This window comes from Mesorhizobium sp. WSM3868 (assembly GCF_002294785.1).
In the GTDB taxonomy this organism is placed as follows: domain Bacteria; phylum Pseudomonadota; class Alphaproteobacteria; order Rhizobiales; family Rhizobiaceae; genus Mesorhizobium.
Window position 1 is genome coordinate 77,228 of sequence record NZ_NSGB01000016.1, and the last position, 13,644, is coordinate 90,871.

Consider the following 13,644-nt stretch of genomic DNA (forward strand, 5'->3'; position numbering starts at 1 on the left):
CGTTTCGGGCAGCGGGCACGAGTGAGGACTCTTCGAATTGGTCCGCGGCCGAATCTCACGGCCGCATATCCAATGGGTAGAGCAACTATCCTGCGGCGTTTGACATGTTGCAAACGAATTGGAATGATACCAGCAATCAAAATTTCTTATGGCGGCATCGATGAAGCCCACCCTCGACAGCGACCTCCTGCGCACCTTCGTGGCGGTGGCCGAGACCGGCAATTTCACCAAGGCGGCGGAAAAGGCCGGACGCACCCAGTCGGCGGTGTCCATGCAGATGAAGAAGCTGGAAGACATGGTGGGCGACAGCCTGTTCGAGCGCGGCTCTCGCGGAGTGGCGCTGACACGTCGCGGCGGCGAGCTGATCGCCAACGCCCGCCGCATCGTCTCGCTGCTCGACGAGACGGCGGCATCGCTGGTCGCGCCGCCGCTCGGCGGGCTAGTGCGCATCGGCATTCCTGCCGAATACGGACGGTCGATCTTGTCGCGGGCACTTGGCGAATTCGCCAAACGCCACCCGCGCGTGGAGGTCACGGTGCGTTACGCGCATTCCGACTCGCAGGTGAGGGCGCTTGCGGCCGGCGAACTCGACCTTGCGGTGGTGTTCGAGTGGGAAGGTTTTTCCGGCGGCGATGTGCTGATGCACGATCCCACGGTATGGGTGACGTCAACGCTGCATCACATGCATGAGGAACGGCCGGTGCCGATCGCGCTTTACAGCCGCAATGGCTGGTGCCGGGACTTCGCGATCAAGTCGCTGCAGCAGCGCGGCCTCGACTACCGCGTCGCCTACACCAGCGACACCAATGGCGGCCTGACGCTGGCGGTCACTTCTGGCCTGGCGATCGCACCGATCTCGCGCAGCAACATCCCGCTCGATTGCCGCGAGCTGACCGCCGCCGACGGCTTCGGCGACATCGATTCCTCGAATGTGGTGCTGCACCGCAATCCGCTGGCGACGGGCGAAGCGATCGACGGGATGGAAAACGCGATCCGCGAGGCTTTTATGCTGACCAGGCAGGCACAGGCAACAGTCAGTCTTTGACTTACGAAACGGTCCGCTCAATCCGGCGGTCCGCTCTCCATCTGCTTGAGCCAGCGCATGGCATCCTCAAGGCGATCGTCGCCCCAGAACAGCTCGCCGTCGACGACGAAGCTCGGCGAGCCGAAGATGCCGAGCGCCTTGGCCTGCTCCGTCGCGGCCGCGAGCTCGGCCTTGGCGTCATCGCTGTCGGCCCGCCGAAGAACCGGCTCCGCTTTCTGTCCGGCCTTCTCGATGCTCGCCGAAATGTTTGGCTCGCTACCCGCCGGCTCACCCATTTCGAACCAGCGCCGGTAGCTTTCCCGGGCATAGGCTTCGCACCAGCCCTCGCGCGCCGCGATGAGAGCCACGCGATTGGCGCGTTCGAGCTCGGCCAGCGGGTAGGGGGCCGGCAGTTTCGGCACCATCCTGTACATCGCCGCTCGGCGCTCGATGTCGCGCCACATATAAGCGGCCTTCGCCGGCTTCTTGGCAAAGGGAATGTTGTCCATCTCGATCATGATGGCGCGCACATTGAAGGGTCGCCAGCGGAACTCGATGCCGGTCTCAGCCGCAACCTCGGCGAGACGCATCACCGAAAGATAGGTGTAGGTGCTGCCGATGGAGAACCAGAAGTCGATCATCGCCATTCTCCCTTGACGATGACGATACCGGCAGGCAGCGCGCCCTGCAATGCGTGTGCCGAGAGCGACCTGCGGCTGCCCGCTGGCTCACTCTCCTTCGAAAAAGGTCAGGCGATTCCCGAATGGATCGATCACCGTGACCTCCTTCGTCTGCCAAGGCGTCGTCTCAAGGCCCGGCCTGTTGAAGCGGTAGTTCTTGGCCTTGAACTCGCGATGCAGCTCAGCGATGCCGTCCGTTTCGATGCGGACATGGGCACCGGGCGAGCCGTCGCCATGATGCTCGCTCAGATGCAGCTCGCAGCCGTCGCGGGCGATGCCCATATAGAGCGGCGCGTCGTCGTCGAAGCGATGCTCGAAGCGGACCTCGAAACCGAGGAAGTCGAGATAGAACTCTCGCGCCTTGACGATATCGAACATGCGCAGAATCGGGGTGACGGTTCCAAGCTTCGGCATGTCGGCGGTGACCGGTGTGGGCGCTATTTCAGTTCGAGCAGGCGTTCGAGGTAGCTGCGCTCGATGTCCGGGCTGAGCGCGTTGCCGAGGCGCTTGCGGATCGCTTCGAGGATCTGGCGGGCGCGCTGCACGTCGATCTCGTCGGGCACCTTGACGGAGTTGCCGTCGTCGGGGCCCTTCGTGGCGCGCGGCCGGCCAAGCGGGTCGCGGTCAGCGTCCTGCTGACGTCCGCCCTGTTCGCTGCCGCCCTGGTCGCCCTGCATGGCCTGCATCTGCTTCATCATCTCCTTGGCGCCGCGGCGCAGCGCCTCCAGCGCGCGGCCCTGGTGGCCGACCGCCTGGTCGCCTTCGCCTTCGCCCAGCGCCTGCTCGGCATCGCCCATGGATTTGCCGGCCTCGCCAAAGCCCTCATTGGGCTGCATGCCCATGCCTTCGAGGCCCTTCTTCAGCTTGTCGAGCTCGCTCTGCAGCTGGCCCTGACCTTCCTGCAGCTGCTTCAGCGCATCCGCGAATTCCTGCGGCGTCATTTGCTTCGGCCGGCCGAGCGGGTCGCGGTCATCACCGGGCTTCTGCCCATCCTGCGACTGCTCGCCATCCTCGCCCAGCTGCTCGTCGCGATTTGCACCGCGCTGCCGATCGCCGCGCTGCATCTGGTCGAGGCGGAAGGTATCGTTCATCATCTCCTGCTGGCGCCGCATGATCTCGCCCAGCTTGTCCATCTGCTGGCGCATCTCGCTGTCCTGCTCGCCGGCCTGCTGCTGGCGCCCGGCCTGCAGGTTGTTCATCATGTCCTGCAGTTCCGACAACAACTGCTGGGCCCGGTCTCGGTCGCCAGATTTGGCGAGATTCTCGATCTCGTCCATCATCCGGTTGATGTCGCTCTGGCGCAGTTCCCGACCGTTCTGCTGCATCTGCGGCGCGTTCGGGTTCTGCTGGGCGCGCTGGGCGAATTCCTGCAGGAACTGGTTCATCGCCTCGCGAAGTTCCTTCATCGCCTTTTCGAGCTCTTCGTCGCTGGCGCCGTTTTTGATGGCGTCCTGTAGCGCCTGCTGCGCCTGGCGCAGCCGACGCTCGGCGGCCGACAGATTGCCTTCCTCGATGCCGAGCGCGATCTCCCACAGATAAGCCACCTCGTTGCGTAGCTGGTCGTCGTTCTCGGCAAGCTTCAGCCGGCTCCTCGCGCTCATGATCGCCAGGTAATGCGACATGTTGTCGAAGGTATCCTCGGGGCGCAGGGTGATCGCGTCCATCAGGTCGAGCACGCGCGGCTTGGCGTTGGCGTCGAGCGCCAACAGGCGGCGCTGCTCGATCACAGCGCGGGCCAGCGGATTGGAGAAGGGCCGCTCCGGCATCACCAGCGTCTTGGTCTCACTGGTGGCGGTATGGCCGGCATCGTCGGTGGCGGTGAGCGTCAGCTTGATGGTGCTGCCGGCCCAGACATGCTCGGTCAGATCCTTGGTCGTCTTGGCGGCGTTCGCCTTGCCGCCGCGGCGCGGCAGCGTCAGCGGCATGTCGGGCGGGCCATAGAGCGGATGCGCATTGGCCGGCGGCGGCTCAGACAGCTCGAAGACGGCCTTGGCGGAGGCCGCGCCATAGTCGTCGTCGATCTGGTAGTTGAGCTCGATAGCGCCATTGACGGCACGCTTGGGCTCGCCGACGAAACGGATCGTCGGCGGTTTGTCCGGGATGATGGCGAAGGCCCAGTGGCCGAGGTCGTCCTCGCCGGACTTGAGCCGCAGCGTGCCGTTGGTGTTCAGCTTGCCGGAGAACTGGCGCACTTTGAGCCCGGCTGGGGACCCCGGCTGTGCCGCGGCTGGCGTGGCGCCCTTCGGCGCAACCGGCTCGATGGCGCGATCATTGCCGTTCGCGTCGGCATAGCTCAGCGTCTCTTCGCCGGTTCCGCCAGTGACGCGCAGCGAGACGTCGCTGCCCTCAGGGACGCTGAAGACCTGCGCGGCCTGGTTGACGTCGGCGGTCAAGAACAGCGGCGGCTTGCCGGTATAGGAAGGCGGCGTCACCCAGGCATCGATGCGCGGCGGCACGCTATCGCGCGCGGCGCTGGCGACGAAGCCGTCGCTGATCCTGCCGCCGAAAGGTCCGAACGAGAAGGCAAAAGCGGTGACGAACAGCAGCCCCACCACAGCCCGCAGGCCCCAGCGGTCGTAATCCGGCACGCTTGTGCGCGGCCTGTCGGCGCCCAGGTCGGAGAGCCGCTCGGCCATGCGCTTCTGGTGCTCGCGCCACAGCGCCTGCGAGAAGAGGCTCTCCGCGCCGCTCGGCCGGTCGGTCTGCACCTGCACGGGGCTGTGCAGCAGCTCGTTCGCTGCCTCGATGCGCCGGTCGACCTCGGCGGCGGAAGGAATGCGGAAGAAGCGCAGCGCAAAGAGCGCGGCGAGCGCCGAGATGGAGAAGAGGATCAGGAGGCCGATCCGCGCCAGATCCGGCAGGCGCTGGAACAAGCCCAGCCACGAGACACTGAGGAACAGGCCGGCGACCACCGCCAGCGGCAGCAGCAACGGCCAGCCGCGCTCGAAGACCATCGAGGCCCGCGTCGCCAGCCGGCTCAAGGCAAGTCGCCGGGCCAGACCGCGTTCGCCGCTGGAAATGGGTCGTTCCGTCATCGGCCCTTCCTGCCCGGGCAGGATCGCCCGGACCTCATGAGCAGAGGATAACACCAAACACGGCGAAGGCGAGGCGGGTTCCAAAATCTGTGAAGGGTTCGCCGCCTTTACGATCAGAAATTCGCGGGATTCGTGTTGGAGCCGCAGACCAGGACGGCCGCGCGCTCGCCGAGAGCCGGCGCGTAGCGACCGGAAAGCATCGCCGCAAAGGCAGCGGCCCCGCCCGGCTCGGCGATGATTCGCGTGCGGTCCCAGAGCGCTTTCTGCGCCGCCACGATGTCGTCGTCGCTGACCAGGATCGAGCGCTCGACGAAGGCTTTCGCGATCGGGAACATCATTTCGCCGACGCGCTTCGGCGCCAGCGAATCGGCGGCGATGCCCTCGGCCGGTGCATCGACCGGCTTGCCGGCCTCGAAGGCGCGATGAAGCGTCGGCGCGCCCTCGGGCTCGATGGCGATGATGCGGATGCGGCCAGCGAACCAGGCGGCGATGCCGCCGATCAGGCCGCCGCCGCCGACCGCGACAAGCAGCGTCTCGATCTCCGGCAGATCGGCTTCGATCTCGAGCCCGAGAGTCCCTTGCCCGATGAGCGTCTCTTCCTGGTTGAACGCGTGGATCTGCAGGGCGCCGGTTCGTTCGGCAAAATCCTCGCTGGCGGCCAGCGCCTCGGCATAGCGCGCACCGCCGACCACCAGCTCAGCGCCGTAGCTGCGGATGCGCTCGAGCTTTGCCGGCGGGCTGACCTCGGGCACGAAGATGGTGGCCTTGTGCCCCAGCTTCATGGCGGCATAGGCGACGGCGGCGCCATGATTGCCGCCGGAGGCGGCGACCACACCCGCTGCGGGCACCTGCCGCTCGAGCAGGTTGGTGAAGGCGCCGCGCGCCTTGAACGAACCGGAATGCTGCAGACATTCGAGCTTCAGATCGACCGGAAAGGCCGGCCGGCCGAAGTCAGCCATGTCGACGCGCATTACCGGCGTGTGGCGGACGAACGGGCGGATGTGCGGTTCCACCGCGGCGATGCGATCCCGCGTGATAGCTCCAGTCTCCAGCATGGCTTGCTCCTTTGAGCGCGGGACCCTCGTGCTTCTATTTCAGCCACTCGGGCAATGAATCCAGCCCGATCAGCTCCTCATAGGTCGGGCGCGGCCGTACGACGTGAAAACGGTCGCCGTCGACCAGCACTTCGGGCACCAGGAGCCTTGTGTTGTAGGTGCCGGCCTGCACCGCGCCATAGGCGCCGGCCGTGGAGACGGCGATGAGGTCGCCGGCCTTCAGCCTGGGGAGATCGCGGTCGAGGCCGAGGAAATCGCCTGTCTCGCAGACGGGGCCGACGATATCGACCTTCATGCGCGGCGTGGCAGCCGGCGGCTGCACCACCGGTCTGATGTCGTGGAAGGCGTCATAAAGCGTCGGCCGGATCAGGTCGTTCATGGCGGCATCGACGACGAGGAAGTTCTTGGCGTCGCCTTCCTTCACATAGATCACTTCCGAGACCAGGATGCCGGCATTGCCGACGATCAGCCGGCCAGGCTCGAACATCACCTTCAGGCCGAGCCGGGTGACATGCTTGCGGACGATCTCGGCATAGGCGTCGGGCAAGGGGGGCGGGCTGTTGTCGACGCGGTAAGGAATGCCGAGGCCGCCGCCGAGATCGACATGCTCGATTGAATGCCCGTCGGCGCGCAGCACGCCGACCAGTTCCACCAGCAGCGCGAAAGCGTCGTCGAAAGGCTGCAGCTCGGTAATCTGGCTGCCGATATGGGTGTCGATGCCGGTGACCTTTATGCCCGGCAGCTCCGCCGCGCGGGCATAGACCTGGCGCGCCCGCTGCCACGGGATGCCGAACTTGTTCTCGGCCTTGCCGGTGGAGATCTTCTTGTGGGTCCTGGCGTCGACATCCGGATTGATGCGCAGCGAGACGGGCGCCACCTTGCCGAGCGCTGTGGCGCGCGCCGACAGCAGTTCGAGTTCGGGTTCGGACTCGACGTTGAAGCAGAGGATGCCGGCATTGAGGGCGAAGTCCATTTCCCGCGCGGTCTTGCCGACGCCGGAAAACAGGATCTTGCTCGCGGGGATGCCGGCGGCCAAAGCGCGCCGCAGTTCACCTTCCGACACCACGTCGGCGCCGGCGCCTTGTCTTGCCAGGGTCTTCAGGACGGCCTGGTTGGAATTCGCCTTCATCGCGTAGCAGACCAGCGCGTCGAGACCGGCAAAAGCTTCCTTGAAGACCCGGAAATGCCTGGTCAGGGTCGCAGTCGAATAGCAGTAAAACGGCGTGCCGACGCTGGCGGCGATGTCGGGGATTGCCACATCCTCGGCGTAGAGAACGCCGTCGCGGTAGTCGAAATGGTTCACGGGGAGAGGTCCGAAAATTGGAGCGCGATGAGATCGGATGATCTCCTCGGCTCTAGAGCAAGGGGTCGAGAATGAACTTCTTGTCCTTGACCGGTTTCTCAGGCTCGGGCGGCAGCGGCTGTTTGGCTCGCTCCGCATCCTTGCGCGCCTGCACGGCAGCCTCGTAAGGCGTATCGAGGCCGCCTCTCCTGCCGCAGGCCGTGACGGTGACAACCGCCGCCAGCAGCGCGAGCGTCACCAAAATCCTGCCTCGGGTCATCGATCCATCCGTTCGAAACTGTTTTGTCCAGCCGCGCTTTTAGCCGAGTTTTCGGCGCATTGCATCCCGGCATCACGCCTTGGCGAGCCGCTTTTTCCAATAGCGGATCTGCTTCTTCACCTCCGACGGCGCGGTGCCGCCGAAGCTGGTCCGGCTCTTCACCGAATTCTGCACGGCAAGCACGGAGAAGATGCCGTCGGTGATGCCGGGATGGATCGAGCGCAGGTCCTCCAACGAGAGCTTTTCCAGCCCGACCTTCTTCTCCTCGGCGAGCGCGACGGCGCGGCCGGTGACGTGATGGGCCTCGCGGAAGGGCAGGCCGAGATTGCGCACCAGCCAGTCGGCGAGGTCGGTGGCGGTGGCGTGACCGGCGCCGGCGGCCTTCTTCATGGCGGCCGTGTTCACGGTCATGTCGCGCACCATGCCGGTGGTCGCCGCCAGCATCAGGTCGAGCGTCTCGGCGGCGTCGAAGACCGATTCCTTGTCCTCCTGCATATCCTTGCCATAGGTCAGCGGCATGCCCTTCATCACCGTCAGCAGGCCGACCAGATGGCCGTTGATGCGGCCGGTCTTGCCGCGCACCAATTCGGCGGCGTCCGGGTTCTTCTTCTGCGGCATGATCGAGGAGCCGGTGGAGAAGCTATCCGAGAGCCGGACGAAGCCGAATTGCGGCGTCGACCAGATGATGATCTCCTCGGCGAGCCGCGACAGATGCGTGCCGCAGATCGCGGCGATGGACAGGAATTCGAGCGCGAAATCGCGGTCCGACACGCTGTCGAGGGAATTGCGCATCGGCTCGCGGAAGCCGAGCGCCTTCGCCGACATATGGCGGTCGATGGAAAAGCTCGTGCCGGCCAGCGCGGCGGCGCCCAGCGGGCTTTCGTCCATGCGCTCGATGGCGTCGCGGACACGCGACAGATCGCGGCCGAACATCTCGACATAAGCCATGCAATGATGACCGAAGGTCACCGGCTGCGCGGCCTGCATATGAGTGAAGCCGGGCATGACCGTCGCGGCGTGCTCCTCGGCGCGCTCGAGAAAGGCGCCGATGAGGTCCTTCAGTGCCTGGGCGACGCGCTGGCATTCCTCCTTGACCCAGAGTCTCAGATCGACCGCCACCTGATCGTTACGCGAGCGGGCGGTATGCAGGCGGCCGGCAGCCGGCCCGATCAGATCGGCCAGACGCGCCTCGACATTCATGTGGATGTCTTCGAGCTTGGTCGAGAATTCAAATTTCCCAGCCTCGATCTCTTTCAGGATCGTGTTCAGGCCGTGAGCGATTTTCTCTTGATCGGCCGCCGAAATAATGCCCGTTTCAGCCAACATCTCGCTGTGGGCGATCGAGCCGCGGATGTCCTGCGCGTAGAGTTTGCGGTCGAAGGCGATCGATGCGTTGATCGCTTCCATGATCGCGGCCGGACCCGAGGCAAAACGTCCGCCCCACATCTGGTTGCTGGCCTTCTTGTCGCTCATCGCTATAACCCGTGCTCCGGAGCAGTTTTTAAGAAAATGGCAGACGGCAATAAATTCTTCCCGGCCCCGCGCCTCATCCTCGCCGCGCTTGTAGCGGGCGTGCTGGCCGGCGCGGTCGCGGTATATGTCAGCGAGAGCGGTTCTGGCAACAACACGCCGGATCAGGTTGCCGCGGCCGGCACCGGCAAGGACGACATCGCCTGCAAGGCGAAGGTCGAACGGGCCAAGCAGGTTGCGGCAAAGGCAGTCGGCCAGGTCGCGGCGCTGCAGCCGGCGGATCCGCCGCAATCGCTGAAGGGCCTCGCCTTCAACGGACCCGACGGCAAGCCGACGACGATCGCCGGTCATGCCGGCAAGACGGTGCTGCTCAATCTGTGGGCGACATGGTGCGCGCCCTGCCGCGCCGAAATGCCGGCGCTCGATGCGTTGCAGAAGGAAAAGGGCGGCAACGCTTTCGAGGTCGTCGCGGTCAATGTCGACACCGGCGACGACGCCAAGCCGAAAAAGTTCCTGAAGGAGATCGGCATCGAGACGCTCGGCTACTACCGGGATGCGACGATGGGCCTGTTCAACGAGGCCAAGACGCGCGGGCTGGCGCTTGGCCTGCCGGTGACGATGCTGATCGACGGCGAAGGCTGCCTGATCGCACATATGAACGGCCCGGCGGAATGGTCGAGCCCCGACGCCAAGCGATTGGTGGAGGCCGCGCTCAGTCCGTCAAGCTGAGCGCAGCGCGGCGGCCGGCTCGAGCATCAGGATGCTGCCGCCGCGGGCCTCGACAGCATCCATGGCCGCCGGCACGCCGGTCAGCTCGCTGAAGGTTTCGATCGGGCCTGGCCTGCCGAGATAGTATCCCTGGCCGATCTCGCAGTCCTCGGCATCGAGGAAGCGCAATTCGTCCAGCGTTTCGACGCCTTCGGCCAGAACAGGCAGGCCGAGGCCGCGCCCCAGACCCAGCACGGCGCGCACGATGGCCGCGACCTGGCCATTCCTGTCGACCGACTTGATGAAGGAGCCGTCGATCTTGATCTTGTCGAAAGGGAAGGCGCGGAGATTGGAAAGCGATGAATAGCCGGTTCCAAAATCGTCCATCGCGACGCGAATACCAAGCGCCTTGACCTGCCGCAGGGTCGCCAGCGCCCGCGGCATATCCTTGACAAGCGCCGTCTCGGTCACTTCAAGCTCCAGCCGTCCGGCCGGAAGTCCCGAACGCAGCAGAATCTCGTGCACTTTGCGGCTGAAATTCGGGTTGTGGAGCTGCACCGCCGAGACATTGACGGCGATGGTCAGCGGATTTTTCCAGCGCACGGCTTCCTCGCAGGCCGTCGCCAGCACCCATTCGCCGATCTGGGCGATGGCGCCGCTGTCTTCGGCGACCGGGATGAAGAGCGACGGCGGGATGTTGCCGCGCTCCGGATGATGCCAGCGGATCAAGGCCTCGAAACCGATCATCTTGCCGCTGCTGATCTCCTTTTGCGGCTGATAGACCAACCGGAACTCGCCGCGCGCAACCGCCTGGCGCAGATCGTGCTCCATGGCGCGCCTGTCGCGCGTCTCGGCGCCCATCGAAGCCTCGAAATAGCGATAAGTGTCCTTGCCCTCGGCCTTGGCGCGGTAGAGCGCGGTGTCGGCATGGCTTACCAGCGCCGCCTGCTCGTCGGCGTCCAGCGGGAAAAGAGCAATGCCGATGCTGGCCGACACCAGCTCGCCGCCGGGCGACAATTGGCTCTCCTGGCGCAGCTTGGAAAGCAACGCCTCGGCGATGCGGCCGGCGGCCTGCGGGTCGGGAAGGTTCGCCGCGATGATGGCGAACTCGTCGCCGCCGAGGCGGGCGAGCATCTGCCCATGGCGGAGCACGCCCGAAGCGCATTGCGCCACCCTCTGCAGCACGGCGTCGCCGGCCGCATGACCGAACAGGTCGTTGACTTCCTTGAAGCGGTCGAGATCGAGAAGCATCAGCGCGAGCTGCCCGCCCTTGCCGCTTGCCGTGGCGATCTCGGCCTCGAGGCGGCTGGTGAAGCTGCGGCGATTGGCAAGCCCGGTCAGCGGATCGAAATGCGCCAGGCGAAGGATCTCCTGCTCGGCCTTCTTGCGCTCGCGCATGTCGCGGACGGCGACGACGTCGTGAGGCTTGCCGCAATAGTCGATGCTGCGGGCGATCAGCTCGACCGGGATGCGGGTGCCGTCCTGGCTGCGCAGCTCGGCTTGCTGCGCCTGGCCGCTGCCGCCGGCGATGGCTGAGGCGATGCGTTCGCCGAAGAGGTCGCCAAGCGTCATCACGTTCAGCGTGCCGGGCGCGATGCCGCTCAGCGCCGCGATGCTGTCGTTGGCGCTGACGATGCGGCTGCCGTCGCAGACGATCAGCCCCTCGACCGCCGCGTTGGCCAGGCCGTGCATGCGCTGCGCTTCCGCCTGGTGGCGTCGGAAGCGCAGGTCGATGCGGAGCGCCGCGGCCGAGAGCACCAGGATGACCAGGCTTGCCGCCGCGGCGGCAAAGGCTTGCGACATCGGCGCGATGGTGAATTTTGAGATCTCTATCGAGGAGTCCGGATAGATCGAGACCGCCGCCATGGCGATAAAATGCAGTGTGCAGATGGCCAGTGTGAGCAAGACGGCGGCAGCGATCGTCGTAAGCGTCGACGGGCGGCGAAGCACGACGAGCAGCGAAAGCGCGGCAAGCGTGACGCCCGCCGCCAGCGAAAGAGCGACGAGCAGCTCGTTCCAGACGATCCGGCCCTGGACCTCGAACGCCGCCATGCCGGTATAGTGCATCACGGCGATGCCGACGCCGAGCACGGCGCCGCCGACAAGGTAGTGATCAATGCCGCCGCGGATGGTGGCGATCCACATTCCGGCCGCTGTCAGAACTACGGAGGCGGCCAGCGAAAGCGCTGAAAGCTCCGCGTCATAGGCGTTGGGTATTCCCGGCGTGAAGGCGATCATGGCGACGAAATGCGTCGCCCAGATGCCGAATCCGGTCGCCGTGGCTGCAATCAATAGCCATGCGTAGCGATTTCGACTGGTCGATTGCTCGACATGGCGAAGAAGATTGACCGCCGAGAAAGAAGAAATTCCGCAGATGAGCGCCGCAAGCGCGACCAACCTCAGATCGTGCTCGTGCACGATGCAATTATAGACGGTCAACATTTGGCCCCACCTGATCTTCCCGCATCAATCAAGTTAAGATTGCTTAAGGCCCGACGGCTGAAGAATCGATTAGTGGACCTGCAACCGACGCGTGTGTCTCGGGTTGTAAGGGCGGATAAGGTTGGGCCGGCTGTCGCACACGATGGTTGGAGTCGCTCAAATCCTAAGCCGGCAAGCAATCTGCCCGGCCGTGACTGATGCACGTTATTTTAGGATCAGTTGATGTTCATCGACGCATAACAAAACCGTTGTCCGATTGTCATGCGCAACACATACTGGTTTCTGCGGAAGCCCCCTTTCGCCAATCACAACGGGAGATGAAAACATGAAGCTCTTCGGCTTCGCGGCAGGTGTTGCCGCTACCTTGACCCTGCTTTCCACCACGTCGGCTTTCGCTGTCACGCAGATCAGCTGGTGGCATGCGATGACGGGCGCCAATGCGGAAGTCGTCGACAAGATCTCGAAGGACTTCAACGCCAGCCAAAGCGACTACCAGATCGTTCCGGTCTTCAAGGGCACCTATCCCGAGACGCTGAATGCAGGCATCGCCGCGTTCCGCGCCGGCCAGGCGCCGGACATCATCCAGGTGTTCGATGTCGGCACCGGCGTCATGATGGCGGCAGAGAGCGCGATCAAACCCGTGGCCGAAGTTTTGACGGGCGCGGGGATGACGTTCGATAAGAGCCAGTATCTGCCCGGCATAGTCGGCTACTATTCGAAGCCGGACGGCACCATGTTGTCTTTCCCTTACAATTCCTCCTCGCCGATCCTCTACTACAACAAGGACATCTTTCAGAAGGCCGGCCTCGACGTGAACAACCCGCCTAAGACCTGGAACGAGGTATGGGAAGCGGCGAAGAAGATCAAGGCGAGCGGCGCGGCCCCTTGCGGCTACACCTCGACCTGGCTGACCTGGATCCATCTGGAAAATTTTGCCGCCTGGAATAATGTTTCTTGGGCGACCCAGCAGAACGGACTGGCCGGCGGCGACGTCGAGCTCAAGATCAATGCGCCGATTTTCGTCAACCACTTTCAGGCGCTGGCTGACCTCGCCAAGGATGGCACTTTCAAATATGGCGGGCGCACCTCCGAGGCCAAGCAGATATTCCTTGCCGGGGAATGCGGCATCTTTACCGAGTCGTCGGGCGGGCTCGGCGATATCGTCAAGTCGGGAATGAACTACGGCATCGGCCAACTGCCGTATGACAGCGATGCCAAGGGTGCGCCGCAGAACACGACGCCCGGCGGCGCAAGCCTCTGGGTTTTCAGCGGCAAATCCGATGCGGAGTACAAGGGCGTCGCTGCCTTCTTCGCCTATCTCTCCAAGACCGAGGTGCAGGAATATCTGCACCAGAAGTCGGGCTACCTGCCGGTGACGCTGGCAGCCTATGAGGCGACCAAGAAGTCCGGCTTCTACGACAAGAACCCGGGCCGCGAGACACCGATCCTGCAGATGACCGGCAAGGCGCCGACCGAAAATTCGAAGGGTGTGCGCCTGCCCAATCTGCCGCAGGTGCGCGACATCCAGAACGAGGAGTTCGAGAAGATGCTGGCCGGCCAGGAAACGGCCCAGCAGGCGCTCGACAACGCCGTCTCGCGCGGCAACGCGGCCATCAAGGACGCGTTGGGCAACTAGACCTGGCCGAGGATGAAACTTCGCCCGTGCGG

General features: G+C 64.7%; 11 protein-coding genes. 3 read left to right on the forward strand and 8 right to left on the reverse strand.

What is annotated here, in order from left to right:
• Positions 1–160 precede the first annotated feature (160 nt).
• Positions 161–1,045 carry a LysR substrate-binding domain-containing protein gene (locus CK221_RS22805; RefSeq protein WP_066990494.1) on the forward strand — a complete coding sequence of 295 codons (885 nt, stop codon included), beginning with the start codon at positions 161–163 and terminating at the stop codon, positions 1,043–1,045.
• A gap of 17 nt (positions 1,046–1,062) precedes the next feature.
• Here CK221_RS22805 and CK221_RS22810 read toward each other — a convergent pair whose 3' ends face one another.
• From CK221_RS22810 to argH, 7 genes are all read right to left on the reverse strand, one after another.
• Complete coding sequence (locus tag CK221_RS22810) at positions 1,063–1,665, reverse strand: 2-hydroxychromene-2-carboxylate isomerase (RefSeq protein ID WP_245430709.1); 603 nt, start codon at positions 1,663–1,665, stop codon at positions 1,063–1,065.
• An 87-nt stretch (positions 1,666–1,752) separates the two neighbouring features.
• Positions 1,753–2,118, reverse strand: coding sequence for a glyoxalase superfamily protein (locus tag CK221_RS22815; RefSeq protein WP_095779352.1), 366 nt, complete (start codon positions 2,116–2,118; stop codon positions 1,753–1,755).
• Positions 2,119–2,141: 23 nt separating this feature from the next.
• A complete protein-coding gene (locus CK221_RS22820; RefSeq protein WP_095779353.1) occupies positions 2,142–4,739 on the reverse strand; it encodes a TIGR02302 family protein in 2,598 nt (865 codons plus the stop codon).
• A gap of 113 nt (positions 4,740–4,852) precedes the next feature.
• Positions 4,853–5,794, reverse strand: coding sequence for a threonine/serine dehydratase (locus CK221_RS22825; protein WP_066990228.1), 942 nt, complete (start codon positions 5,792–5,794; stop codon positions 4,853–4,855).
• Between the two features lie 34 nt (positions 5,795–5,828).
• Positions 5,829–7,097 (reverse strand): diaminopimelate decarboxylase, encoded by a 1,269-nt coding sequence (lysA, locus tag CK221_RS22830; RefSeq protein ID WP_066990225.1) that lies wholly within the window; start codon positions 7,095–7,097, stop codon positions 5,829–5,831.
• A 52-nt stretch (positions 7,098–7,149) separates the two neighbouring features.
• On the reverse strand, positions 7,150–7,356 hold the full coding sequence (locus CK221_RS22835; RefSeq protein WP_066990222.1) for a lipoprotein: 207 nt from the start codon (positions 7,354–7,356) through the stop codon (positions 7,150–7,152).
• Between the two features lie 72 nt (positions 7,357–7,428).
• Entirely contained in the window at positions 7,429–8,829 is a 1,401-nt protein-coding gene (gene argH / locus CK221_RS22840) for an argininosuccinate lyase (protein ID WP_095779354.1), read from the reverse strand.
• A gap of 36 nt (positions 8,830–8,865) precedes the next feature.
• On the opposite strand from argH, the gene CK221_RS22845 reads away from it, so the two are divergent.
• Complete coding sequence (locus CK221_RS22845) at positions 8,866–9,555, forward strand: TlpA disulfide reductase family protein (protein ID WP_066990216.1); 690 nt, start codon at positions 8,866–8,868, stop codon at positions 9,553–9,555.
• On the opposite strand, the gene CK221_RS22850 is transcribed toward CK221_RS22845, so the two are convergent.
• The gene (locus CK221_RS22850) at positions 9,547–11,976 is read right to left on the reverse strand and encodes an EAL domain-containing protein (protein WP_095779355.1); all 2,430 of its coding nucleotides are present in this window, start codon (positions 11,974–11,976) and stop codon (positions 9,547–9,549) included. The genes CK221_RS22845 and CK221_RS22850 overlap by 9 nt on opposite strands.
• 325 nt (positions 11,977–12,301) lie before the next feature.
• Here CK221_RS22850 and ugpB point away from each other — a divergent pair, with 325 nt between their 5' ends.
• Positions 12,302–13,612 (forward strand): sn-glycerol-3-phosphate ABC transporter substrate-binding protein UgpB, encoded by a 1,311-nt coding sequence (gene ugpB / locus CK221_RS22855; RefSeq protein WP_066990210.1) that lies wholly within the window; start codon positions 12,302–12,304, stop codon positions 13,610–13,612.
• The last annotated feature ends 32 nt before the right edge of the window (positions 13,613–13,644 follow it).

What these genes read in the sequence shown, in the direction of transcription:
- CK221_RS22805 (WP_066990494.1), top strand. Translation starts at nt 161, where the DNA reads ATGAAGCCCACCCTCGACAGCGACCTCCTGCGCACCTTCGTGGCGGTG.
- CK221_RS22810 (WP_245430709.1), bottom strand. Translation starts at nt 1,665, where the DNA reads ATGATCGACTTCTGGTTCTCCATCGGCAGCACCTACACCTATCTTTCG.
- CK221_RS22815 (WP_095779352.1), bottom strand. Translation starts at nt 2,118, where the DNA reads ATGCCGAAGCTTGGAACCGTCACCCCGATTCTGCGCATGTTCGATATC.
- CK221_RS22820 (WP_095779353.1), bottom strand. Translation starts at nt 4,739, where the DNA reads ATGACGGAACGACCCATTTCCAGCGGCGAACGCGGTCTGGCCCGGCGA.
- CK221_RS22825 (WP_066990228.1), bottom strand. Translation starts at nt 5,794, where the DNA reads ATGCTGGAGACTGGAGCTATCACGCGGGATCGCATCGCCGCGGTGGAA.
- CK221_RS22835 (WP_066990222.1), bottom strand. Translation starts at nt 7,356, where the DNA reads ATGACCCGAGGCAGGATTTTGGTGACGCTCGCGCTGCTGGCGGCGGTT.
- argH (WP_095779354.1), bottom strand. Translation starts at nt 8,829, where the DNA reads ATGAGCGACAAGAAGGCCAGCAACCAGATGTGGGGCGGACGTTTTGCC.
- CK221_RS22845 (WP_066990216.1), top strand. Translation starts at nt 8,866, where the DNA reads ATGGCAGACGGCAATAAATTCTTCCCGGCCCCGCGCCTCATCCTCGCC.
- CK221_RS22850 (WP_095779355.1), bottom strand. Translation starts at nt 11,976, where the DNA reads ATGTTGACCGTCTATAATTGCATCGTGCACGAGCACGATCTGAGGTTG.
- ugpB (WP_066990210.1), top strand. Translation starts at nt 12,302, where the DNA reads ATGAAGCTCTTCGGCTTCGCGGCAGGTGTTGCCGCTACCTTGACCCTG.